The sequence below is a fragment of the Rhizobium mongolense USDA 1844 genome (assembly GCF_000419765.1).
GTDB lineage: Bacteria > Pseudomonadota > Alphaproteobacteria > Rhizobiales > Rhizobiaceae > Rhizobium > Rhizobium mongolense.
The window spans coordinates 84,640-108,029 of sequence record NZ_ATTQ01000005.1 but is presented as its reverse complement, the minus strand read 5'-3'; the positions used below and the strand labels follow the sequence as shown (position 1 = coordinate 108,029).

The window sequence follows — 23,390 nt, the reverse complement described above, 5'->3', positions numbered from 1 at the left end:
GCGCGAGATGGGCGCCACGCCGATCATTACGAAAATTTAAGCCATTATAACCACTTAGTGATTGCGGCTGGCGGATTATGTCTTTTTCGCGCCGCAATGCGGGCGGCTCAATCGGGACCGGAAACTTCGCGCAACCCGTCAAGACCGGTCTCACACATGAAGAAATTTTGGATCACCTTCAGCATTAGCGCTGTTACTGCCGTCGGCATTTGGCAATTCGGAAACAGGATTCCCTTCGTCGACCAGCTTCCGTACGTCTCGCAGTTGGTCACGGCGCCTGCGCATCAAGGCGGCAAGGCGCAAGCGGACCAGCAAGTCGGCGGGCAGCATAACCGGCGGGGAGGCAGCGGCCCGACGCTCGTGAAAACGGTCGCCGCCGTAAAGACAGTGCTGCCGCGAGACGTCACGGCCTCGGGTTGGGCGGAAGCCGAAAACACCACCACGATCGCGGCGCAGGAACAGGGCCTTGTCACCTCGATCGTCGCGACCGACGGCGCCACGGTCAAGCAAGGCGACCTGATCGTCAAGCTCGACGACCGGCCGGCGCAAGCGGCGGTCGACAAGGACAAAGCAACGATCGTCCGAGACACAGCGACGCTCTCGGAAGCCGAAACCGCTCTCACACGCGCAGCTGATCTCCTGGCGCAAAAGGCCGGCACGCAGCAGAGCTACGACCAGGCCAAGGCCGCTCGCGACACGGCTGCCGCCACCGTCGAGGCCGACAAGGCCTCGCTCGCCTCCGATCAGGTTCTGCTCGAACACACGCAAATCCGCGCGCCTTTCGACGGCCGCCTTGGCGACATCGCGGTCAGCCCTGGGGCTTTCGTCGGTGCCGGAACGGCGATCGTGACGATTGCCCAATATGATCCGATCTATGTGAAGTTCCATCTGCAGGAACGCGATCTGCGCCAGTTGAAGCAATCGCTCGCCACCGGACCCGTCGAGGTCACGACCGCACCGGACTCGACGAAGGGCAGCGTGCGCCGCGGCGCGATCAGCTTCTATGACAATACGGTCGACACTGCTTCCGGCACGATCCTCGCGAAGGCGCGCTTCGAAAACGCGACCGGCGCGCTCTGGCCCGGGCAATCCGTCAATCTCGTCGTTCACTTCAACAATAAAGAACAGCAGGTCGTCGTACCGACGGTCGCCGTCAGCCCCGGCGCCAATGGGTTCTTTTCTTATGTCGTGAAGGATGAAAAGGTGCAGATGACGCCCGTCACCGTCGCCCGCGAGAACGGCGGTTTCACCGCCGTTTCCGCCGGGCTCTCGGAAGGCGATCACGTCGTCATCGAGGGACAGGCGCAGCTTGCCGACCAGCAGCATGTCGACGAGCAATTCGATGACAAGGCGCTGAACGTCGCCTCCGCCGACCAGCCGGCTCACCAGACCGAAACCCTGGCGGCGGAGGCAGAACAATGATCCCGAATTTCTGCATCCGGCGGCCGGTTGCGACGACGCTTCTCGCCATCGGCGTGATCCTTGCAGGTCTTGCAGGTTACCGGCTCGTGCCAGTCGCGGCCTTGCCGCAGGTCGACTTCCCGACGATCAACGTCTCGGCCGCCCTCACCGGCGCCTCGCCGCAGACCATGGCGACTTCAGTTGCAACGCCGCTGATCAAGCAGTTCCAGACCATCCCTGGCATCAGCGAAATCAGCGCGACCAATTCGCTCGGCAATACCAGCATCATTCTGCAGTTTGACCTCAACCGCAACATCGATGCGGCCGCGGCCGACGTGCAGGCCGCAATCTCGCATGCGACCCGGCAGTTGCCGGACAACATGACCACGCCGCCGAGCTACCGTAAGACAAACCCGGCCGACGCGCCGGTGATGCTGCTTGCGGTGCAGAGCGATACGATGCCGCGCAGCAAGCTCGACGCCATCGCCGAAGACATCATCTCGCCGTCGCTCTCCACCCTGCCCGGCGTGGCCGAAGTGACCGTATTCGGCGCGCAGACTTATGCCGTCCGCGTCGAGGTCGATCCCAACAAGCTGCTTGCCCGCAACATCGGCATCGATACGGTCAACCAGGCAATCAGCGCCGCCAATAGCCAGGTGCCGGTCGGCACGCTGCAGAACGACGCGCAGAGCATGACGATCAATGCCGACACGCAGCGCACCAACGCAGCGCAATTCCGCTCGCTGGTGATCGCAAACCCGAACGGGGCACCGGTTCATCTCGGCGACATCGCCAAGGTGGAAGACAGCGTCGAGAACCAGAATACCGGCAGCTGGTACGACGGTAACCGCGGTATTATCCTCGCCATCCAGCGCCAGCCGGATGCGAACACGGTCGAGGTCGTCGATGCGATCAACGCCAAACTGCCGACGTTGCATGCCGAGATCCCGTCGTCAGTCACCACCGAGGTCATGAACGATTCCGCCAAGCCGATCCGCGACGCGATTTCCGATGTAAAGTTCACCCTGATGCTGACGATTGGCCTCGTTGTGCTCGTTATCTACCTCTTCACCGGCCATTTGACCGCGACCATCATTCCGGGCCTTGCCGTTCCGCTCTCGCTGATCTCGACCTTCGGCATGATGTACGTGCTCGGCTACAGCGTCGATAACATCTCGCTGCTCGGATTGACGCTCGCGGTCGGCCTCGTGGTGGACGATGCGATCGTGATGCTGGAAAACATCCTTAGGCATGTCGAAGAGGGAATGCCGGTCCTCGATGCGGCGATCAAGGGCGCCGGCGAGGTCAGCTACACGATCATTTCGATGTCGGTGTCGCTGATTGCGGTCTTCATCCCGATCCTGTTGATGGGCGGGGTCGTCGGCCGCATCTTCAACGAATTCGGCATGGTCGTCGCAATGGCGATCGTCGCATCCGCCATCGTCTCGCTGACGGTAACGCCGATGCTCGGCTCGCGGCTTTCAAGCGGTAAGGGCACCCCGCCCCTCTTCGTCCGCTGGTTCGATGCGGGCTTTGAACGCACGCTCACAGGTTACGATCGGGCGGTCGGCTGGTGCCTCGGCCACCGGCCTGCGATCCTTGGCCTGTTCCTCGCTTCGATCGGCTTGAACGCCTATCTGTTCATGACGCTGCCCTCCAGCTTCTTCCCGACCGAGGACATCGGCCGGCTGAACATCTCCACAAGAGCACGCCAGGACATCTCCTATCCTGCGATGGTAGCCTTGCAGAACCAGGCCGCAGCGATCGTGAAACAGAATCCGGCGGTCAATCACGTCATGTCGATCGTCGGCGGCAATGCGCGGAGCCCGCTCAACAATGGCACGATGTATGTCGAGCTGAAGGACAAGGAGCAGCGTCCGCCGCTTGACCAGACCTTGCGCGAATTGCGGGCCAGCATCGGCAAGGTGCCCGGCCTGCAAGCCTTCATCACGCCGCAGCAGAGCCTGCGCTTCGGCGGTCGTCAGACCGCAAGCCAGTATCAGCTCGTCGTTCAGGCACTCAGCGCCGACCAGACCAATCTCTGGGCCAATAAAATCCAGCAGGCAATGCACGGCGATCCGCGCTTCACCGACGTGACAACCGATGCGCAGAACAATGCGCTGCAGGCCAATATCGTCGTCGATTCCGAAAAGGCAGCCGCCTTCGGCATCGATAACAGCCAGCTGCGCACGACCTTGCAGGAATCGTTCAGCGGTTATACGGCAGCGCAAATCCAATCCACCGGCGACAGCTACGACGTCATCGTCGAATACGATACCAATAAGCCCTGGGACGATCAGAAGCTTCAGGATATCCGGGTCGCCTCAACCAACGGCACGCTGGTCCCGTTGTCGAATTTCGCGAGGGTCGAGCGAAACACCGGACCGGTGACGATCAACCAGACGGGTCAGCTCGTCTCGACGACGGTTTCGTTCAACCTACCTGCCGATGAGGCGCTGGGTGACGCAACGGCCGCGATCGATCAGATCAAGAAGGACATCAACATGCCGGCGGACGTCTTCACCTCCTACGGCGGTACGGCGCAGATCTTCGAGCAGTCGCAAGGCAACACGCCGCTTCTGATCCTCGCCGCGGTGCTGACGATCTATGTGGTCCTCGGCGTTCTCTACGAGAGCTTCATCCACCCGCTCACCATTCTGTCCGGCCTGCCGGCCGCCGCTCTGGGCGCACTGCTGGCTCTGAAGGCGATGGGCTTCGACCTCTCGATCATCGCGCTCATCGGCCTCCTGATGCTGATCGGCATCGTGAAGAAGAACGCGATCATGATGATCGACGTGGCGCTGGAGAACCTGCGCTCCACATCGATGTCGCCTATGGAGGCCATTCACGAGGCCTGCGTGCGACGCTTCCGGCCGATCATGATGACGACCTTCTGTGCGCTTCTCGGCGCTCTTCCGATCGCGCTCGGCACCGGTGCCAGCTCCGAGCTGCGCCAGCCTTTGGGTGTCGCCGTCGTCGGCGGCCTCATTGTTTCCCAGGCTCTGACACTCTTCATCACACCCGTTATCTTCATCGAGATGGGCCGGCTGAACAGCTGGCTTCAAAGGCTTTGGCAGCGAAAGAAGCCGGTGCCGGACGAAGAGGAGCCGACGGCGATCGCGGCGGAGTGATCTTTCGGTCGGGCTTTCGCGCATTGCCTCTCACCCTAACTCTCTCCGCTCCAGCGGGGAGAGAGGACGCGCCTCATTCGACGTCGCACAAGTGGGCAAGCCAGCGCGGCACATCCCCTTCGCCGCGTTTACGGGCGAGGGCGCCAGCAGGTGGATTGGGGGCCCCACCAGATTGGCACAACGCCCCTCGCCTTCCCTCTTGAATGTGTCGCCCCTCTATGGCATCACGCGCCCTCCTAAATTCCGGGCGCGCGTGCGTCCTTCATGCGGAGCAAGGCTCCGGTCTCAATCACAATCGGCATGAAGAGGTGCGTGGCATGGCTCAGGCGCTGGGTTTCGACTTCGGCACGACGAACACGGTTCTCGCCACGGCCAATGGCGGGACGACGCATTCTATGGCGTTCACCAGCGCGGAAGGCACGGCCGACAGCATGCGCACGGCTCTTTCCTTCATGAAGGATCCGCAGCTCGGCACATCGGCCCTGAAGGTCGAGGCCGGGCATGCGGCGATCCGCCAGTTCATCGACAATCCCGGCGATTGCCGCTTCCTCCAGTCGATCAAGACCTTTGCGGCAAGCGCCCTCTTCCAGGGCACGCTGATCTTTGCCAAGCGCCACAGCTTCGAAGACCTGATGGAGGTCTTCATCCGGCGGCTGCGCGCCTATGCGGGCGAAAACTGGTCGACGGATGTGACGCGCATCGTCACCGGGCGGCCGGTACACTTCGCCGGCGCCAGTCCCGATCCGGCGCTCGCAACCGAACGCTACAACCAAGCGCTCTTGCGCTTCGGCTTTCCGGAAATCCACTACGTCTACGAACCGGTTGCCGCCGCCTTCTACTTCGCGCAGAACCTGAAGTCGGACGCGACGGTGCTCGTTGCCGATTTCGGCGGCGGCACGACGGACTATTCGCTGATCCGATTCGAAACCGTTGCCGGCAAGCTCACGGCAACGCCGGTCGGCCATTCGGGCGTTGGCGTCGCGGGCGATCATTTCGACTACCGGATGATCGACAACATCGTCGCGCCGCAGATCGGCAAGGGGAGTCATTTCAAAAGCTTCGACAAGATTCTTGAGGTGCCGTCGAACTATTATTCGAGCTTCGGCCGCTGGAACCAGCTTTCTATCTTCAAGACCTCGCGCGAATTCGAGGATCTGAAGAAACTGGTCCGCACGGCGCTCGAGCCGGAGAAGCTCGAGACCTTCGTCGATCTTGTCGATCACGACGAGGGCTATCCGCTCTATCAAGCGATCTCCGCCACCAAGATGGCACTGTCTTCGGCAGACGAAGCACCATTCGATTTCGGCCCGCTCGGCCGCGGCGGCCATCGCATCATTCGCCGGAAGGACTTCGAAAGCTGGATCGCGGAGGATCTGGCTCGTATCGAAGGCACGCTGGACGAGGTTCTGGAGAAGACAGAAACCAAGCCTGGCGAAATCGACAAGGTCTTCCTGACCGGCGGCACATCCTTCGTGCCTGCCGTCCGCCGCATCTTCACCGAACGCTTCGACGCCGGCAAGATCGAAACAGGCGGCGAGCTCCTCTCCATTGCCCACGGGCTTGCCCTGATCGGCGAACGCGACGACATCGCGCAATGGACTGTGCAATAGCCGCAGGGCACGCCACCCGCCCTTTCATTGCTGCTGCCACTTCGCTAAGGTCGCCGGATGGTCTCCGTCAACGAACTTTCCCCGGCCGAGCTTGCCGCGCTTTTGTATTTCCATGCAGAAGCCGGCGTCGAATGGCTGCTTCAGGAGGAGGCTGTCGACCGCTTCGCCGAATTCGAGGCGATGAAGGCTGCGCGGCGCAACGCCGCCACTCCTCCGCAAAGCCCGACCCCGCCCGAGCGGCAAGCGGCGGCGCAACGTCAAGCCGCAGCGCCGGCTGAGCGCGCAGCCCCTCGGCCGCAGCCTGCCATTCCTGATGGCGAAGCCGTGCAGCACGCGCGCTTTGCGGCCGAGAGTGCGCGATCGCTCGCCGAGCTCAAGACCGCGATCGAGGCCTTCAACGGCTGCAATCTCAAGCACAGTGCGCGTTCGACGATCTTTGCGACGGGCAACGCTGCAAGCGGCATTATGGTGATAGGCTCGGCACCTGGCGCCGACGACGACCGCGAGGGCACGCCTTTTGCCGGGCGCGGGGGAGAACTTCTCAACAGGATGCTGGCGGCCATTGGGCTCGATCGCGACGCCATTCTTCTGACGCAGGTCATTCCCTGGCGCCCGCCAGGCAACCGTGTCGCCTCTGTCGCCGAAATGGAAATCTGCCGTCCCTTCATCGAACGCCAGATCGCGCTTGCCGAACCGAAGGTAATCCTGCTGTTCGGCAATTTCGCCGCCCGCTTCTTCTTCGGCGAGAACGACACCATTCACGGCCTGCGTGGGAAGTGGAAAGAGATCGGAGCCGGGACGCTGACGATACCGGCAATCGCGACGCTGCACCCGCAGGATCTCCTGACCGCTCCGATCAACAAGCGGCTGGCTTGGAGTGATCTCCTGGCGTTTCAGGCACGGCTTAAGTCGCTCGACCTGATTAGAAAATAGACAAACATTAAGTTTTCATGAAACAACCCATGCATTTCCCGCATGGCTGTATCCTGTTTTGGTGCATTGCAGAATCGATGCTGCACTGCAATATATAGTCTTGTCTTGGGAGGAATCTGACAGGAACCAAGGCAATGAACGCAAGTTTTCGTCCTATACACTGCGGGTTTGAAACCCTCCGCCTGGCAAGTGATCCGGCTCGCACCACGCAAGGCTACAGCCGCTTGGGCTTTGCGACCAACGAGCAGATGATCGCCCGCGGGACCGGTATCGGCGGCCGCACGACGCGGCCCTCGGCAATCTTCGTGGACTTCCAGGAATATTGAGATGAGCGCTCGGCCCGGCCTTCGGCCGCGCGATCGGAGTTTTGTGATGTCTGCAGTTCTCGTTTCGCTTCTGCGCAATATCGACACGATCGAGCATATCCGCGCTGCCGTGTGCGCCGCGAAGGAGTCTCAACGCGAGCTTTCCACCGCCAAGCCGGATTCGCTGGTCAAAGAAATCGCGGCGATCGCGCTTTAAGCTTGCGCCAGCATCTTGGCCGGTACGCCCTCCAGTTTTGCCCGGGCAACGTGAAAGGCCTCCTCGACATAGGCAAACTTGACAGCCTGCCAGCCGCAATATTCCCTGACGAAATCGCGCGACACCCATAACTGCGTCTTCCTGGGCTCGCCGTACCAGCCAAGGCAGCCTTGTTGCACCGCCTTTGCAAAAAGGCGCTGCAGGTGCGTTCGCGACATCATGAAATCGCCGGCCAGATTGCGCGTTTCGACGCGGCCGACGTCGAACCTTTCCGTGTCGGCACCGTTAAGGTCAATTCGTGCCATGAGATGGTCCACTACCAGACCGCCCGCTTCCGTCCAAAGGAAGAGCGCAATTGGCTCCGGAGGCTCCCGCCAGGCCGTATCCTCGAGGCAGCTGCGGGCAACAAGCGGCTGGGCAATCCGAAAGAGCTCCGGATGCGCCTGCAGGCAGCCGGCGCGATCGCCGTGGTCCAATATGTCGAGGGCGGCGAGATTGGCGAGAAGCCAGCCGTACATTGCCTGATTGCTGACTTCGGCCGGTTCGAAATGGCGCGGGCGGCGGCGCTCTTCGCCCGGCGCGTGGGTAATGAAGCGATAGGTGAAGAGCTCTTCGATGAAGTTCAAGACCGTGTTGCGGCTCGCGACCTTGTGTTGTGTTATCAGCGTCGTCAGCGAAACTGCGGAAAAACCCGAAGAGGGATCGCCAGGATCGTACTGCATGGCGAGCGCATAGGCCGTCTGGGTGAGCAGCCAGCGCTGGTGGGAGGTGAGCAGACGGGCAAGGCGCGGACCGGCTTGGAACATGCCGCGTAAAGTCGAGGCCAGATGACGGATGCTGAGCAGAAAATCAGGGTGCCGCGCCAGTTCTTCTGCCGTAAATTTCATGGGCGTCCCGCTCGCAAGCCAGCGTTCGGAGCAGCTAAGCACGGGGACCAGGATCCGGCATCAGCGGCCAATCAGACATGCAGGGCTTTGAATAAATGAAGTTTCGTCATATTTAGAAACCACATTTGGGGGCCGATTGGTATCCTTAAATTTCGCGAGTGCGGTCCCGGCCGGGCAGGACAATCGGCAGCGGGATTTCTGCCTTGATCCGATCAGGGCTGCGGCGTGCCGGCTTTCCGGGCTTTGCGGCGTTCCAACCCGAGTTGATGCTCGCGGTAGATGATGAATATGCCGGCTGCGATGACGATCGCCGTTCCGACCATCATATGGACGCCCGGGACATCGCCAAACACGAAATAGGCGATAATGCCGCCAAGCAGGATCGACGTGTATTCGAACGGCGCCACTGTCGACACATCAGCGTGACGGTAGCTCTCCGTAAGAAGGATTTGCCCGACGCCGCCGCAAAAGCCTGCGCAGACCAGCAGAAACTTCGTGTTAAGATCGAGCGAGGCCCAGCCGAACGGCAGCGTCGCGAGCGAGAAGAGCGATGCGATCATCGAGAAATAGAGAACGATCGTCGCCGTCCTTTCCTCTTCGACGAGCTTGCGGACCTGGATCATCGCCATGCCGGCAAGCACGGCGGACACCAGGACGCACAACGCCCCGACTCCCTGCTCTGCCTCCATGCCGCCCTGCCTGAAAAGCGTAAGCTTGGGCCATGAGACGATGGCAACGCCTATGATGCCGAAGAAAACCGCACTCCAACGGTATATTCTGACCGTCTCCCCGAGGAAGACTGCCGCGAAAATGACAGCGACCAAGGGTGTCGCATAGCCGAGCGCAATCGCCTCCGGCAACGGCAGATGCAGTAGGCCGTAAAAGCCGAAGCCCATGGAAAGGATGCCGATCGTGCCCCGCTTCAGATGGCCAATCGGATTTGCCGTATGGAAGGCCGCCCGCAACTGCCTGCGATAAGCAAGATAACCCATGATCGGGAAGAGCGCGAAGAAGGAGCGATAGAAGGTCACCTGGCCCGGCGCGACATCGGAACCGGCGAGCTTGATGAAGGTCTGCATGCCGAGAAAGACCACCACCGACGAGACCTTCATCAGGATTCCTCTCATCGGGTTTTCGAAAGCCGACTGCATGTCAGAAACTCGCGCGCCAGTTATTTGAAGCGGGGAAATGCGTCAGACTCGACGCAACATGACTGTGACAGGCGCTGCGCCTGAAGAATAGGCCAAAAGTGAAAAAAGAGGCCAGCGCATTCATCTCCCTCGCATGACGGTGCATAACTGCACAAAAAATCAGCACAAAAGAGATGTGCCCAAAAATGTTTGGTTGAACATTTCAACTCTTAATCTTTTGAAAACCATAAACTCGCATTGATTTCATCAATATCGCAGCGACCATTATCTTAACCGCCATTTCAAGTGTTTTCAGGATCACCTCCATGATGCCGCTTAAGACAAGCGATCAGACACAGCATGCCGCAACGCCGCGTTCCATGCGCATTGTGACGGAAGGGATCGGTACCGATCTTGAGCATTTCAGTTTAGCCAACACGCATGTGGTGAAGCAGATCAAGCTGCTGGCGATCAACGCACTGATCGAGGCCGCTCGCGCAGGCGAGACCGGCAAGGGCTTTGCCGTCGTTGCCAACGAGGTGCAACGTCTGGCGCAGGTTGCAAGCGATATCGCGGCAAAATTCGAGAGCAACGTCCTTGGCCGCATCGGGCTGTCGCGGACGATGGCGGAATCGCTGGTGAACGAGATGGAAGGCGTGAGGTTGACGGACCTTGCGCAAGCCCTCGTCCAGCTTATCGTGCGCAACCTCTTCGAACGGACGGCTGACGTGCGATGGTGGGCAACCGATACCGCATTGTGGCAGGCCCTGCAGGAGCCGGGCAGCGACAAGGCGAGATTTGCCTCCGAGCGGCTCGGCGTGATAAACCGGTTCTACACGGTCTATCTGGACCTGGTGCTGACCGATCTTTCCGGGCGTATCGTCGCCTCGGCAAATCCCGAGTTCCAGCGCAAAATCACCAACCGTTCGCTTGCCGGCGACGCCTGGTTCCAGGCGGCGGCGCATTGCAAGTGCGGCGGCGACTACATCGTCGACGAGGTCCGCCCCAGCCCGCTGCACGACGGCCGGACCGCGCTTGTCTATGCCACCGGCGTCCGCGACGGCGGCAAAGTCGACGGGGCGATCGTCGGGACGCTCGGCGTCTATTTCGACTGGCAGAATCAGGGACAGGCGATCGTCGACAAAGAGGCCAACCTGCCGCCGCAGGTTGCGGAAAAGACGACCGTCATGCTACTCGATGGCGCAGGCAGGATCATCGCCGCAAGCAATCCGGCACTTCTCTTCACGCACTTCGCACTGCAAAATCACACAGGCCAATCCCGTGGCAGCTACTACGACAACAACGGATCGATCGTCGCCTTTGCGAAGACCTTGGGATACGAAGATTATGACGGTCTCGGGTGGCATGGCGTCGTCGTCCAGAAGACAGAAGACGATGCTGCCATAAGGGCCGCGCTCAATCTCAGATAGTGCACACTCGTCCGCTCGTCATCCAAGCATCTCCGCCAATTGCGGCCATCAAAACTTGCACTCCCTCCATTTCGCTTTAAGTTTAGTTCAGACTTTAATGTGATGATGCTGCAAAACTTACGGCAGAGCATTCGCGTCTGTCCCAGCCCATATCGACAAAGGTCTTCAGGGAACACTATGCGTACAGACACGGGCCAGGTCATCAATCTGGCAGACTACCGCCCCACCGATTTCGTTCTGGAACGCGTGGACCTGACCTTCGATCTTGATCCCACAGAAACCAAAGTCGAAGCGCGATTGATCTTCCATCGCCGCGAAGGTGCCGATCCGAAGGCGCCGCTCGTTCTCGACGGCGACGAGCTTTCACTTTCCGGCCTGCTCTTCGACCAGATGGAAATGCCGGCCGAGCAATATACGGCGACAGCCGATAGCCTGGCCGTCTACAACCTTCCCGCAGCCGACCCCTTCGAACTGACGATTTCGACGATCATCAATCCGCAAGCCAATACCCAGCTGATGGGCCTCTACCGCACCAGCGGTATCTACTGCACTCAATGCGAGGCCGAGGGCTTCCGCCGCATCACCTATTTCCCAGACCGTCCGGATGTTCTGGCGCCCTATACTGTCAACATCATCGCCGACAAGGCCGCCAATCCGCTTCTGCTTTCCAACGGCAACTTCCTCGGCGGCGCCGGCTACGGCGAAGGCAAGCATTTCGCGGCCTGGTTCGATCCGCATCCGAAGCCTAGCTATCTCTTCGCGCTCGTCGCCGGCGATCTCGGCGTCATCGAGGACACGTTCACGACGATGTCCGGCCGGGAGGTCGCACTGAAGATCTATGTCGAGCACGGCAAGGAGCCGCGTGCAGCCTATGCCATGGACGCCCTGAAGCGCTCCATGAAATGGGACGAGGAGGCCTTCGGACGAGAATACGATCTCGACATCTTCATGATCGTCGCCGTTTCCGACTTCAACATGGGGGCGATGGAGAACAAGGGCCTCAATATCTTCAACGACAAATACGTTCTCGCCGATCCGGAAACCGCAACCGATGCCGACTACGCCAATATCGAAGCAATCATCGCGCATGAATATTTCCACAACTGGACCGGCAACCGCATTACCTGCCGCGACTGGTTCCAGCTCTGCCTCAAGGAAGGCCTGACCGTCTATCGCGACCATGAATTCTCGTCCGATCAGCGCTCGCGTCCCGTCAAGCGCATTGCCGAGGTCCGGCATCTGAAGTCGGAGCAGTTTCCCGAAGACGCCGGCCCGCTCGCCCACCCGGTTCGTCCGACGAAGTATCGGGAAATCAATAACTTCTATACGACAACGGTCTACGAGAAGGGCAGCGAAGTCACCCGCATGATCGCCACTTTGCTCGGCAACGTGACCTTCAAGAAGGGCATGGACATTTATTTCGATCGCCATGACGGCCAGGCGGTCACGATCGAGGATTTCGTCAAGTGCTTCGAGGATGCGAGTGGCCGCGACCTTGCGCAGTTCTCGCTTTGGTACCACCAGGCCGGCACGCCGCTCGTCACCGCCTCCGGCAGCTACGATGCGACCGCCAAGACCTTCAGCCTGTCGCTTGAGCAGATGGTTCCGGCGACGCCGGGCCAAACCGACAAGAAGCCGATGCATATCCCGCTCAGCCTTGCCCTCTTCGGCGAGAACGGCGGCAAGATCGAGCCGGCCTCCGTCGAGGGAGCCGAATATACCGGAGAGGTGCTGCATCTCATCGGCAGAACGCAGACTGCTGTTTTCCACGGCATCGGATCGCGGCCGGTCGTTTCGATCAACCGCAGCTTTTCGGCGCCGATCAACCTGCATCTCGACCAAAGCCCAGCCGACCTCGCGCTGCTCGCCCGTCACGAGACGGACCATTTCGCTCGCTGGCAGGCGCTGACCGATCTGGCATTGCCGAACCTGCTGAAGGCAGCGCGCGATGCGCGTGAAGGCAAAGCGATTGCCTGCGAACAGACCTCCATCGATGCACTGCTTCATGCCGCCGCCGACGAGAGCCTTGAGCCCGCCTTCCGCGCCCAGGCGCTCGCCCTGCCGAGCGAATCCGACATCTCCCGCGAACTCGGCAGCAACAACGATCCGGACGCGATCCATGCCGGGCGCCAGGCCGTCATGAAGCAGATTGCAGATCGTGGCATCGCAATCTTTACCGGTCTCTTCGAGAAAATGACAACGCCGGGCGACTTCAGCCCTGACGCAAAGAGCGCCGGCCGCCGGGCGCTACGCAATGCCGCGCTGACCTACCTTTCCTATGTGGAAAATGGCCCAGCACGCGCCAAGGCTGCGTTCGATGCCGCCAACAACATGACCGAGCGGCTGCACGCGCTGACGGTTCTGGCTCACCGCTTTCCCGAAAGCGATGAAGCGATCACTGCTCTTTCAACATTCCGGGACCACTTCGCGGAGAACGCCCTCGTCATCGACAAGTGGTTCTCCGTGCAGGCAACCATCCCTGGCGCCAGCGCGCTCAACCGGGTCCGCAAGCTGATGGAAAGTCCGCTCTTCAAGCGCACCAATCCGAACCGCGTTCGCGCCCTTGTCGGCACGTTTGCCTTCACCAATCCCACCGGCTTCGGCCGGGCCGATGGCGAAGGCTATCGATTCCTGGCGCGCGAGATTCTCGATATCGACCAGCGTAATCCGCAGCTTGCCGCCCGCATCCTGACATCCATGCGTTCATGGCGGTCGCTGGAGCCGGTGCGCGCTGGTTTGGCCCGCGCTGCCCTGACGGAGATCGAACGCGCACCCGCCCTTTCGACGGACGTGCGCGACATCGTCGAGCGCACGTTGAAGGGGTGATTTGCTCGCCACAGGCGCCGCGCGACCCTGCGGCGCCTCGAAACGTCTCGGCAAAAAATCAGCACTTATAGATAGTTAACAGATTTTTACCTTTCCCTCTGGACACGGCGAATCAGTAGTGATTCATTGAGTGAGGTTCGAGCGAGCGGCGCTGCGAATCGCACGAGGGATCAAGGCTAGTGATGATGAACGTGCGGCGGGCAACTGCGGCCGGAGGGCGGCTGCGTGTTGATTTTGAGGGGCTTCGTGCCTGGCACGGCAATGCCTCCAACCGGACCGCGGCGATCTCCAAGCCGATAGCAAACCGCCTTCCGCACACCGAAGTCATCCTAAAGCGCGCCATCCCGGCACTGATCGTGGCCTTCCTTGCCGTCGTCGCAGCCTCGCATCTTTTCGGGATGATGTCGGAATACGCCCGCATGGGCGCAGCCGCCCGGCATGCGACCGCACTTTCGGCCGCGACCGTCGCGGCCGTATTTGCCGATTCCAGCGATCTCTTCGACAACGGCAGAGCCGCCGAAGCCCAAGCGAAACTTGCGAAATTCCTGCCACAGGACCGTCTCGGCAGCGGCTCCTTCATTCTGCTCGTGCAGACGAGCGGCAAAGTCTTCGCCGCATCCACCGCGGGCCTTGCCTATGTCGGATCGAATGCCGGCGATTTCTTTCCCGAGGTTTCGGCCATCCGCCGCTTCGGGGATCGGGCCGGCGTGATTGAAACGACGATCAGCGGCAATCCGCATTACGCCGAAATCACCCTGGTCGGCAGCACCGGCGGCTATATCATCGCAGCAACCTCTCTGGACGAGGTCGGCAGGCTCTGGCGCGAAGAGCTGACGCTCAACGTGACGCTGTTTGCCGGCATTTCTTCGATCTTGCTGGTGATCCTTTACGCCTACTACATGCAGGTCAAGCGCGCCCGGGACGCCGACGAGATCTTCGTCGAATCGAACCAGCGCGTCGAGACAGCACTTTCGCGCGGCCGCTGCGGGCTTTGGGATTTCGATTTCGACAGCCGCGAATTCTTCTGGTCGCGTTCGATGTACGGAATGCTCGGCCTGCCGGCTTCCGACAAATCGATTTCCTTCGGCGACGCGGCACGGCTGATGCATCCCGAAGACGGTGGGCTGCACGAAATCGCGCGCTCGATCGCCAAGGGCAGTTCCGGCCAGGTCGACCAGATCTTCCGCATGCGCCATGCCGGCGGCCACTATGTGTGGATGCGCGCCCGCGCCCAGATGATCCGCAGCAATTCCGGCCGCGTCCACATGATCGGCATCGCGATGGACGTGACCGAGCAGCATCGCCTCGCGCAGCGCTACGCCGAGGCCGACCAGCGCCTTGCGGACGCGATCGAATGCACGTCGGAAGCCTTCGTTCTCTGGGACAAAAATGACCGCCTGGTGATGTGCAACGCCCACTTCCAGCAGGCCTATGGGCTCCCGGACAGCGTCCTCGTTCCGGGCACCGAGCGCAGCGTGGTCAATGCCGCAGCCGCCCGGCCGGTCATCGAGCGCCGCATGGCGGATGCCGATGGCGCCGGCCATTCGCGCACGACCGAGGTCCAGCTTGCCGACGAGCGCTGGCTGCAGATCAACGAACGCCGCACCCGCGACGGCGGCATGGTTTCGGTCGGCACCGACATTACGCTTCTGAAGCGCAACCAGGAGCGCCTACGCGAATCCGAGCGGCGTCTCATCGCGACCATCGGCGACCTCAAGGCATCGCGTCAGACGCTCGAAAGTCAGAAAGCCGCTCTTTCGGTCGCAAACGCCAACTACCAGGCCGAGAAGGAACGCGCGGAAGCGGCGAACAAGGCGAAGTCGGAATTCCTTGCCAACATGTCGCATGAGCTGCGCACACCGCTCAACGCCATCCTCGGCTTCTCCGAAATTCTGCAGAACCAGATGTTCGGCCCGCTCGGTTCGCTGAAATACGACGAATATGCCCGCGACATCCATGATAGCGGCAAGCACCTGCTCAACGTCATCAACGATATCCTGGATATGTCGAAGATCGAGGCAGGGCACATGAAACTGCACCGCGAGAAGATCGATCTTGCGCCGCTGATCGAGGAAAGCCTGCGCTTCACCGCCATTCCGGCCGCTCAGAAGAACATCGTCATCGAGCAGCGCGTTTGTGATGGCATGACGCTGACGGCAGACCGCCGCGCCATGAAGCAGATCCTCCTCAACCTTCTCTCCAATGCGGTGAAGTTCACCAACGACGGCGGCCGTATCGCGCTCCGCACCCGCCGCGATGCGGCAGGCGTCATCGTCACGATCGCCGATACCGGGATCGGCATCCCGCACGAAGCGCTCACGAAGATCGGCCAACCTTTCGAGCAGGTTCAGAGTCAATATGCCAAGAGCAAGGGCGGTTCCGGTCTCGGCCTCGCCATCTCCCGCTCGCTGACGGCACTTCACGACGGCAAGATGCGCATCCGTTCGCGTGAGGCGATCGGCACCGTCGTCTCGTTCCGCATTCCGGACGGAGCGCGTTAGGAATTCACAGTCGTCTGGAATATCTTCCGGACAGCCTTCGAAAGCCGTTTGACCTCGCCTTCAAGCGTCTTGACGTCCGGGCAATCCCCTGCCCTGCACACCAGCTCGGTCAGCCCGGACGGCGCCTCGGCGGGATTAAAAGGCCCGTCGATGCAAAGCCGGATCAGCTGCGACAGCTCCGTATAGAGCGTGAACGCCTCCAGGCAGAGGTCGAGGTCGGCCACCGGCATGAGCTTGCCGCCGAGCGTCTTCAGCGCCTCGCCGGTATTCATCCCGCCGATCTTCGCCGTGACGTTCCTGGCCGGCGCGATCAGCGCCAGATATTGGGCGATGAATTCGATATCGATCACGCCGCCCGCAATGAGTTTCAGATCCCAGATGCCATCCGGCGCTTTCTCCTTGTCGATCAGTTCGCGCATCTCAGCGACGTCGCGGCTCACTCTTGCGGCATCGCGTGTCTTTGAGAGCACATCGCGGATAATCTGTTCCGCCTCGCTCATCAGGCTCTGATCACCACAGATCAGACGGGCGCGGCTAAGCGCCATATGCTCCCATGTCCAAGCCTCGTCGCGCTGGTATTTCTCGAAAGACCTGATGCGCGTGGCGACCGGGCCCTTGTTTCCCGAGGGGCGAAGCCGCATGTCAACTTCGTAGAGAACGCCTTCGGCGGTCGGCGCCGAGAACGCCGCGATCAGCCGCTGCGTCATGCGGGTAAAGTAGCGCACGGCATCCAATGGCTTCCCGCCGTCGGATTCGGAAGCCGCATCGTCATAGTCGTAGAGCAGGATGAGATCGATGTCGGAGCCCGCCGTCAGCTCGAAGCTGCCAAGCTTGCCCATGCCGGCAATGGCGACCTTGCCGCCGGGAAAATCGCCGTGCGCCGCTCGCATTTCCTGCCTGACCGCATCGAGCGCGGCCTCGATTGCAAGGTCGGCCAGATGGGTGAAGGCGCGCGCTGCCATCAGCCCGTTGATCGCGCCGGTCAAGAGCCGGATGCCGATCAGGAAGCGCTGCTCGGCCGCAAAGATGCGCAGCCGGTCCAGCACCTCCTCGTAGTGGCCCGCCTGCGCCAGCGACGCCTTCAAACGTTCGCCGAGATAATCACGCGTCGGCAGCTCCGCCATCAGTCCCGGATCGAGCATGCCGTCGAAGACGTGCGGCTTGGCGGCGATCACGTCTGCAAGCTTTGGCGCCGAGGACATGATGTTGACGATCAGCGAAAGCAGCGCCGGATTGCTGCCGAGCAGGGAGAAAAGCTGAATACCGGCCGGCAGGCCGGAAATGAAGCTGTCGAAGCGCAGCAGCGCCTCGTCAGCCCGCTTGCTTTCGCCGAAGACGCGAAGCAGCTCCGGCGCGAGCTCCGTCAGCCGCTCCCGCGCTTCGACGGATTGCGTCGCGCGGTAACGGCCGTAATGCCAAGTGCGGATAATGCGGGAAATATCGGACGTACGCTTGAAGCCGAGCTTCTTCAGCGTCTCCAGCGTATCCGGATCGTCGGCCTGGCCCGTGAACACCAGATTTCCGGTATCGGTCGACAGCCTGGTCTCCTGCTCGAAGAGCCGCGCATAGCGCCGCTCCACGGTCCGCAGCACCTCCACCAACCGCTCAGCAAAACTCGCCGTATCCGTAAAGCCCATCATGAAGGCGATGCGCTTCAGATCGGCCTCTGTTTCCGGCAGCAAATGCGTCTGCTCGTCGCGCACCATCTGGATACGGTGTTCCACATCACGGAGAAACCAGTAGGCCTCCGTCAGTTCGTCGCGCGTTTCCGCATCGATCCATTGCGCCTTGGTCAGTTCGGCAAGCGTCTCCTCCGTGCCGCGACTGCGCAGCGCCGGCATGCGCCCGCCGGCGATCAGCTGTTGTGTCTGCACGAAGAATTCGATCTCGCGGATGCCGCCGCGGCCGAGCTTGACATTGTGGCCCTTGACCGCAATTGCGCCGTGGCCCTTGTGCGCGTGGATCTGCCGCTTGATCGAGTGAATGTCTGCGATCGCCGCATAGTCCAGATATTTGCGGAAGACGAAGGGCGCAAGGCCGCGCACGAACCCCTCTCCCGCCTTCATATCCCCGGCAACGGGCCGCGCCTTGATGAAGGCTGCCCTCTCCCAATTCTGGCCGCGCCCCTCATAGTAGATCATCGCGGCATCGACCGGGATCGCAAGCGGTGTCGAACCGGGATCGGGACGCAGCCGCAGATCGGTACGGAAGACATATCCGTCGGCCGTCCGTTCCTGAAGAATTCGCACTAGCCGCCGCATCATCCGCGGAAAGATGTCGATCGCATCATCCGGATCAGGCACGATGCCCGCATGCTCGTCGAAGAAAACCACAAGATCGATATCCGACGAATAGTTCAGTTCCGATGCGCCGAGCTTTCCCATCCCGAGCACGACGAGACCGGAACCTTCGCTCGGATTTTCGGCGTCCTTCAATTGCAGTTTGCCGGCCTCATGGGCAGACAGCAGCAGATGGTCGATCGCGGCTTTGACCGACGCTTCGGCCAGAGCGCTCAGCCAGGCCGTCGTCTGCCGCCCGTCGAAGAGGCCGGCGAGATCGGCGAGAGCGACAAGAAACGCCATTTTCCGCTTGATGGTCCGCAACCGGCTCATGACGGCAGATTCGGCAGGCGAAATCCCGTCTTCGGGCTTCCAGCAGTCGCGCGCTTCAGCGATCAGCACTTCGATCTGCGGCTCGACAGGCGATGAAATCGCAGCAGCGAGAAGCGCATTGTCGATATTGGCAATCTCGCGAAGATAGGGCGAAAGCGTCAGTACCGCAGCGATGAAGTCGGATAGCGGACCACCTGCCTTCAGCATCGCCGCGACCGCCGGTTCGTGTCTGCCGATATCCTGAATGTCGGCCTGCGCCAGCTTGAGCTCGGATTGGTTCAACGGGCGCAATAGACCGCCACCCACATCCTTCAGGCTATGTGTCGATTTCGTCAGCATTTCACCTCCCGGTGCGGCCGCGCCCGGAATCAGCGCTGCCATACGAGCCCCTAACCTAGGGTCACAATCCGGGGCGGCCAACCCTAAGCAGGCTTGACGGGGAAAATCACGCTGACGGTAAGGCCACGACCGTCTTCTTTTTCCGGATCTGTATCGGAAAGCTCCAGCGTGCCGCCATGCAGTTCCATCACTGCCTCGACCAGCGAAAGGCCAAGCCCCGTGCCGGGCTTGGACCGGCTCTCGTCAAGGCGCACGAAGCGCTTGACGACATCCTCGCGCTTGTCGGCAGGGATGCCCGGCCCGTGGTCGGCGACCGAAAGGCAAATGCCGTCAGGCCGGCGCAGCAGCTTCAGGCTGATTTCACCGCCTTTGGCATCCCCGGAATATTTGATTGCGTTGTCGATCAGATTGAAGATCGCCTGGCCGATCAGTTCGCGGTTACCTTGGATGGATATGCCGGGTTCGATGCTGGATGTCAGCACCAGTCCGGCCTCATCCGCAACCGGCTCGTAAAGTTCGGCGCTGTCGGCAACAATCGTCGAAAGCTCGATTGGCGACATCTCCGCGGCGACAGAACCCGCTTCCACGCGCGAGATCATCAGAAGCGCATCGAAGGTTCGGATCAATTGATCGGATTCGGAGATGATCCCATCCAGAGCCAGGCGGCGCTGATCCTCATTGGCCGTGTCAATCGCATCAGCGGCCTTGTTGCGCAGGCGCGTCAGCGGCGTCTTGAGGTCGTGAGCAATGTTGTCGGAAACCTGCCGCAGGCCCTCGTTCAGCTTTTCGATGCGCTCCAGCATCGTGTTCAGCGAAACCGACAGGCGGTCGAACTCGTCGCCCGAACCGCCGACCGGCAGACGCTGCGAGAGGTCGCCCGCCATGATCTTCTTGCTTGCGGCGGACATGCGGTCGATCCGCTTCAGCGCGTTGCGGCCGATACCAAACCAGATGATGATGGCGCCGAGGCCCATGATCGCAAGCGCGATCATCAGCGCCTGGCGCACCAACACGCGGAAGCGCTCGGGCTCGCCGAGATCGCGGCCGACGAGAATGCGCAGGCCGTTGTCGAGCACGAAGACATTGGCGATCGCCATGTGGCGGCGGTCGATCCCGCTGTCGGCGTAGCGTTGATAGAAGAAGGGAACGGAGGTCCAACCGGTTTCCTCAAAGACGCCCGGCTGCACCGAGGCGACGTTGCCCGCAAGGATATCGCCCGACGGGCCGGCGATGACATAGAGATTGGCGCCCGGCTGGCGCGTGCGGCGCTCCATCGCGCGCAGCAGCGCGTTCATGCCCCCCAGATCATACGCACGCCTGACCACATCGACTTCTTGCTGGACAGCCTCGCGGATCTGCCCGCTGAGCAGCCGCTGCGACATCGCCGTCACGTAGAAGACGAGCGTTGCGGCACAGATTGCGAAAAGCAGGATATAAAGGGCCGAAAGGCGGACTGCGGTGGACTTGAAGAGAACCCAAAAACGGCTCATCCCTCGTCCTTGATCATGTATCCCGCACCGCGGATCGTCTTCAGCAGCGGCCGGCTGAAGTCCTTCTCGATCTTCGAGCGCAGGCGCGAGACATGCACGTCGATGACGTTCGTCTGTGGATCGAAATGGTAATCCCAGACATGCTCGAGCAGCATGGTGCGCGTGACGACCTGCCCGGCATTCTTCATCAGATATTCGAGAAGGCGGAATTCGCGCGGCTGCAGCGGGATTTCCTTGCCGCCGCGCCGGACTTCATGGGAAAGCCGGTCGAGTTCGAGGTCGCCGACGCGGTAGACCACGTCCTGTTCCGGCGTGCCCTTGCGGCGGCCGAGCACTTCGACACGGGCGAGAAGCTCGCTGAACGCATAGGGCTTCGGCAGATAGTCGTCGCCACCGGCGCGAAGGCCGGTCACGCGGTCATCGACCTGCCCCAGGGCGGAAAGAATGAGAAGCGGCGTATGAACGCCCTTGCGCCGCAACTCGCTGATGACGGAGAGCCCGTCGCGGCGCGGCAGCATGCGGTCGATGACGATTACGTCGTAGCTGTTTTCGGACCCCATGAAGAGCCCGCTTTCGCCGTCGCTTGCATGATCGGCGATGATGCCCGCCTCACGAAAGGCCTTCGTGAGGTAGGCCGCGGCTTCAAGATCGTCTTCGATGATGAGAATCTTCATCCGGCCGACATTACCTGCCGGTTGCGTTTGGGCAAGGCTCAAAGCGTCATCCTGTTGCAGTGGGGTCATCGCCATCGTCCTTGACAAGGATGGAGAAAGGGAGCCGCGCGGAGGTCGGATCGCGGCTCCCCTTTTTAGGCCAAGGTGGGAGGATCAGCCTTGGCCGTTGATCGGCAGCGCAACGAAGCGGCTGCCTTCCTGGGACTGGATCTGGAAGAGAGCCCGGGTGCGTCCGTCCTTCTTCGCCTGGTTCAGAACCTTTACGACATCATCGGCGTTCGAGACCTGCTGGTTGTTCACCGAGGTGATCTTTTCGCCTTGCTTGATGCCCTTGTCGGCAGCATCCGAATCCGCGTCGATGCCGGTGATCGTCAGGCCCTTGCCGTCATCAGAGGGGCCGACCGTCAGGCCGAGATCGGCAAGCGCCTTCTCGGATGCCGGCGCCTCAGGCTGAGGTGCCGGACCGCCATTATCGTCGTTGGAAGCGTCCTTCTGATCAATCGGCAAGGTGCCGAGTTCAACGGTGAGGGACTGAGCCTTGCCGTCGCGCCAGACCGACACTTCGACCTTGCTGCCAGGCTGCATGGCGCCGATTCGGCGGCTGAGATCGCGGGCATCCTTGACCGTTTCGCCGTTGACGGCAGTAACGACGTCGCCAGCCTTCATGCCCGCCTTCTGGCCCGGCGTTCCATCTTGAGCCGAGACGACCAGCGCGCCGTTGGCTTCCGATAGGCCGAGCGAATCGGCGATGTCCTTGGTAACCGGTTGGATCTGTACGCCGAGATAGCCGCGCGAAACCGTACCGTCCTTCATCAGGTCGGCAACGACGTCCCTGGCGGTCGAAGCCGGGATCGCGAAGGCGATGCCGACGCTGCCGCCCGACGGCGAAAAGATCGCGGTGTTGATGCCGACCACCTGGCCACTGAGGTTGAAGGTCGGACCACCGGAGTTACCGCGGTTCACGGCTGCGTCCACCTGTAGGTAGTCGTCATAAGGACCGGAGCCGATATCGCGGCCACGGGCCGAAATGATGCCTGCCGTTACCGTGCCGCCAAGACCGAACGGATTGCCGACCGCCACGACCCAGTCACCGACGCGGACATTATTGTCGTCAGCCCAATTGACATAGGTGAACTTGCGGCCCTTGCCATCAACCTTGAGCACTGCAAGGTCCGTGCGCGGGTCCCGCCCGATCAGCTTGGCGTCAAACTCGGTCCCGTCGGTCATGACGGCAACGAAGGCCGAGCCGTCGGAAACGACGTGATTGTTGGTGACGACATAGCCGTCCTCGGAAATGAAGAAGCCGGAGCCCTGCGCGACTGGGCGCAGGCGGCCCTTGCCATCCGGCGGACCAAACCTTCTGTTCGGACCGCCCTGCGGACCGTTCGGGCCTTGTTCGCCGAACTGCCTGAAGAAGCGCTTCAGCGGGTGGTCGTCGGGAAGATCGTCGAAACCGCGGCCGTTGAAATCGAACGCGAAGCCGTCGGTGCTGTCGGAGGCCGGATTGATGCGGGATTCAACGCGAACGGAAACCACGGCCGGGGAAACGGCGTCGACGACATTCGCAAAGCTCGGGACCGACGGAGCTTGAACATTGACAGCTTCGGCGTAGGAACGCGTGATCTCAAGCGGCACACCGGTTGCAAACACGGCGGCAGCGAGACCTGCGACAGTGGACGCCTTCAGCATCGTTTTGAGGGAGGGAGTCTTGAACATTTTAGGCACCTTCTCTTCTTCTTTTCTTGTCTTCGTCCCGGCCAATGCCGGATCGGTCGATGGATGAAGATATAGGATGTCGCACCTTACTGCGAACTGTCCGCATAATGAAAAATTCGTAATGTAGGGCCAATCGCTGTATAAATCTCTGTGTCCGAGGCAACCTCGACGGGTCAGGCGCCGTACTT

Annotated in this window: 15 protein-coding genes; 9 read left to right on the top strand and 6 right to left on the bottom strand. The window is 61.2% G+C overall.

Going from position 1 to position 23,390, the window contains the following annotated elements; translation table 11 throughout:
• Positions 1 to 156 precede the first annotated feature (156 nt).
• The 6 genes from A3C3_RS0110625 (at position 157) to A3C3_RS46010 (ending at position 7,597) form a co-directional block, all read left to right on the top strand.
• Entirely contained in the window at positions 157 to 1,422 is a 1,266-nt protein-coding gene (locus A3C3_RS0110625) for an efflux RND transporter periplasmic adaptor subunit (protein ID WP_022714585.1), read from the top strand.
• Positions 1,419 to 4,532, top strand: a complete 3,114-nt coding sequence (locus tag A3C3_RS0110620; RefSeq protein ID WP_022714584.1) for an efflux RND transporter permease subunit — start codon at positions 1,419 to 1,421, stop codon at positions 4,530 to 4,532. The genes A3C3_RS0110625 and A3C3_RS0110620 overlap by 4 nt, the downstream gene beginning before the upstream one ends.
• Positions 4,533 to 4,849: 317 nt before the next feature.
• On the top strand, positions 4,850 to 6,142 hold the full coding sequence (locus A3C3_RS0110615; protein WP_022714583.1) for an Hsp70 family protein: 1,293 nt from the start codon (positions 4,850 to 4,852) through the stop codon (positions 6,140 to 6,142).
• Between the two features lie 57 nt (positions 6,143 to 6,199).
• A complete protein-coding gene (locus A3C3_RS0110610) occupies positions 6,200 to 7,075 on the top strand; it encodes a uracil-DNA glycosylase (protein ID WP_022714582.1) in 876 nt (291 codons plus the stop codon).
• 134 nt (positions 7,076 to 7,209) lie between these two features.
• Complete coding sequence (locus A3C3_RS0110605; protein WP_022714581.1) at positions 7,210 to 7,401, top strand: hypothetical protein; 192 nt, start codon at positions 7,210 to 7,212, stop codon at positions 7,399 to 7,401.
• Between the two features lie 46 nt (positions 7,402 to 7,447).
• A complete protein-coding gene (locus tag A3C3_RS46010; protein WP_167521946.1) occupies positions 7,448 to 7,597 on the top strand; it encodes a hypothetical protein in 150 nt (49 codons plus the stop codon).
• On the opposite strand, the gene A3C3_RS0110595 is transcribed toward A3C3_RS46010, so the two are convergent.
• Both A3C3_RS0110595 and A3C3_RS0110590 read right to left on the bottom strand, forming a co-directional pair.
• Complete coding sequence (locus A3C3_RS0110595) at positions 7,594 to 8,484, bottom strand: hypothetical protein (RefSeq protein WP_022714579.1); 891 nt, start codon at positions 8,482 to 8,484, stop codon at positions 7,594 to 7,596. The two genes, A3C3_RS46010 and A3C3_RS0110595, sit on opposite strands and share 4 nt — an antisense overlap.
• A gap of 212 nt (positions 8,485 to 8,696) precedes the next feature.
• On the bottom strand, positions 8,697 to 9,635 hold the full coding sequence (locus tag A3C3_RS0110590; protein WP_022714578.1) for a DMT family transporter: 939 nt from the start codon (positions 9,633 to 9,635) through the stop codon (positions 8,697 to 8,699).
• A gap of 305 nt (positions 9,636 to 9,940) precedes the next feature.
• On the opposite strand from A3C3_RS0110590, the gene A3C3_RS47890 reads away from it, so the two are divergent.
• From A3C3_RS47890 to A3C3_RS0110570, 3 genes are all read left to right on the top strand, one after another.
• The gene (locus A3C3_RS47890; protein WP_022714576.1) at positions 9,941 to 11,044 is read left to right on the top strand and encodes a methyl-accepting chemotaxis protein; all 1,104 of its coding nucleotides are present in this window, start codon (positions 9,941 to 9,943) and stop codon (positions 11,042 to 11,044) included.
• A gap of 177 nt (positions 11,045 to 11,221) precedes the next feature.
• The gene (pepN, locus tag A3C3_RS0110575) at positions 11,222 to 13,870 is read left to right on the top strand and encodes an aminopeptidase N (protein WP_022714575.1); all 2,649 of its coding nucleotides are present in this window, start codon (positions 11,222 to 11,224) and stop codon (positions 13,868 to 13,870) included.
• 182 nt (positions 13,871 to 14,052) lie between these two features.
• Positions 14,053 to 16,371 (top strand): PAS domain-containing sensor histidine kinase, encoded by a 2,319-nt coding sequence (locus A3C3_RS0110570; RefSeq protein WP_022714574.1) that lies wholly within the window; start codon positions 14,053 to 14,055, stop codon positions 16,369 to 16,371.
• Here the strand turns inward: A3C3_RS0110570 and A3C3_RS0110565 are convergent.
• From A3C3_RS0110565 to A3C3_RS0110550, 4 genes are all read right to left on the bottom strand, one after another.
• Positions 16,368 to 19,322 (bottom strand): bifunctional [glutamine synthetase] adenylyltransferase/[glutamine synthetase]-adenylyl-L-tyrosine phosphorylase, encoded by a 2,955-nt coding sequence (locus A3C3_RS0110565; protein ID WP_022714573.1) that lies wholly within the window; start codon positions 19,320 to 19,322, stop codon positions 16,368 to 16,370. The genes A3C3_RS0110570 and A3C3_RS0110565 overlap by 4 nt on opposite strands.
• An 83-nt stretch (positions 19,323 to 19,405) precedes the next feature.
• Positions 19,406 to 20,812, bottom strand: coding sequence for a sensor histidine kinase (locus tag A3C3_RS0110560; protein ID WP_022714572.1), 1,407 nt, complete (start codon positions 20,810 to 20,812; stop codon positions 19,406 to 19,408).
• On the bottom strand, positions 20,809 to 21,486 hold the full coding sequence (locus A3C3_RS0110555) for a response regulator transcription factor (protein ID WP_194730100.1): 678 nt from the start codon (positions 21,484 to 21,486) through the stop codon (positions 20,809 to 20,811). Before A3C3_RS0110555 ends, A3C3_RS0110560 begins: the two co-directional genes overlap by 4 nt.
• 153 nt (positions 21,487 to 21,639) lie before the next feature.
• Positions 21,640 to 23,202, bottom strand: coding sequence for a Do family serine endopeptidase (locus A3C3_RS0110550; RefSeq protein WP_022714570.1), 1,563 nt, complete (start codon positions 23,200 to 23,202; stop codon positions 21,640 to 21,642).
• Between the last annotated feature and the right edge of the window lie 188 nt (positions 23,203 to 23,390).

Excerpts from the sequence above, each read along its gene's own strand:
- A3C3_RS0110625 (WP_022714585.1), top strand. The coding sequence starts at position 157 with ATGAAGAAATTTTGGATCACCTTCAGCATTAGCGCTGTTACTGCCGTC.
- A3C3_RS0110620 (WP_022714584.1), top strand. The coding sequence starts at position 1,419 with ATGATCCCGAATTTCTGCATCCGGCGGCCGGTTGCGACGACGCTTCTC.
- A3C3_RS0110615 (WP_022714583.1), top strand. The coding sequence starts at position 4,850 with ATGGCTCAGGCGCTGGGTTTCGACTTCGGCACGACGAACACGGTTCTC.
- A3C3_RS0110610 (WP_022714582.1), top strand. The coding sequence starts at position 6,200 with ATGGTCTCCGTCAACGAACTTTCCCCGGCCGAGCTTGCCGCGCTTTTG.
- A3C3_RS0110605 (WP_022714581.1), top strand. The coding sequence starts at position 7,210 with ATGAACGCAAGTTTTCGTCCTATACACTGCGGGTTTGAAACCCTCCGC.
- A3C3_RS46010 (WP_167521946.1), top strand. The coding sequence starts at position 7,448 with ATGTCTGCAGTTCTCGTTTCGCTTCTGCGCAATATCGACACGATCGAG.
- A3C3_RS0110595 (WP_022714579.1), bottom strand. The coding sequence starts at position 8,484 with ATGAAATTTACGGCAGAAGAACTGGCGCGGCACCCTGATTTTCTGCTC.
- A3C3_RS0110590 (WP_022714578.1), bottom strand. The coding sequence starts at position 9,635 with ATGCAGTCGGCTTTCGAAAACCCGATGAGAGGAATCCTGATGAAGGTC.
- A3C3_RS47890 (WP_022714576.1), top strand. The coding sequence starts at position 9,941 with ATGATGCCGCTTAAGACAAGCGATCAGACACAGCATGCCGCAACGCCG.
- pepN (WP_022714575.1), top strand. The coding sequence starts at position 11,222 with ATGCGTACAGACACGGGCCAGGTCATCAATCTGGCAGACTACCGCCCC.
- A3C3_RS0110570 (WP_022714574.1), top strand. The coding sequence starts at position 14,053 with ATGATGAACGTGCGGCGGGCAACTGCGGCCGGAGGGCGGCTGCGTGTT.
- A3C3_RS0110565 (WP_022714573.1), bottom strand. The coding sequence starts at position 19,322 with ATGCTGACGAAATCGACACATAGCCTGAAGGATGTGGGTGGCGGTCTA.
- A3C3_RS0110560 (WP_022714572.1), bottom strand. The coding sequence starts at position 20,812 with ATGAGCCGTTTTTGGGTTCTCTTCAAGTCCACCGCAGTCCGCCTTTCG.
- A3C3_RS0110555 (WP_194730100.1), bottom strand. The coding sequence starts at position 21,486 with ATGAAGATTCTCATCATCGAAGACGATCTTGAAGCCGCGGCCTACCTC.
- A3C3_RS0110550 (WP_022714570.1), bottom strand. The coding sequence starts at position 23,202 with ATGTTCAAGACTCCCTCCCTCAAAACGATGCTGAAGGCGTCCACTGTC.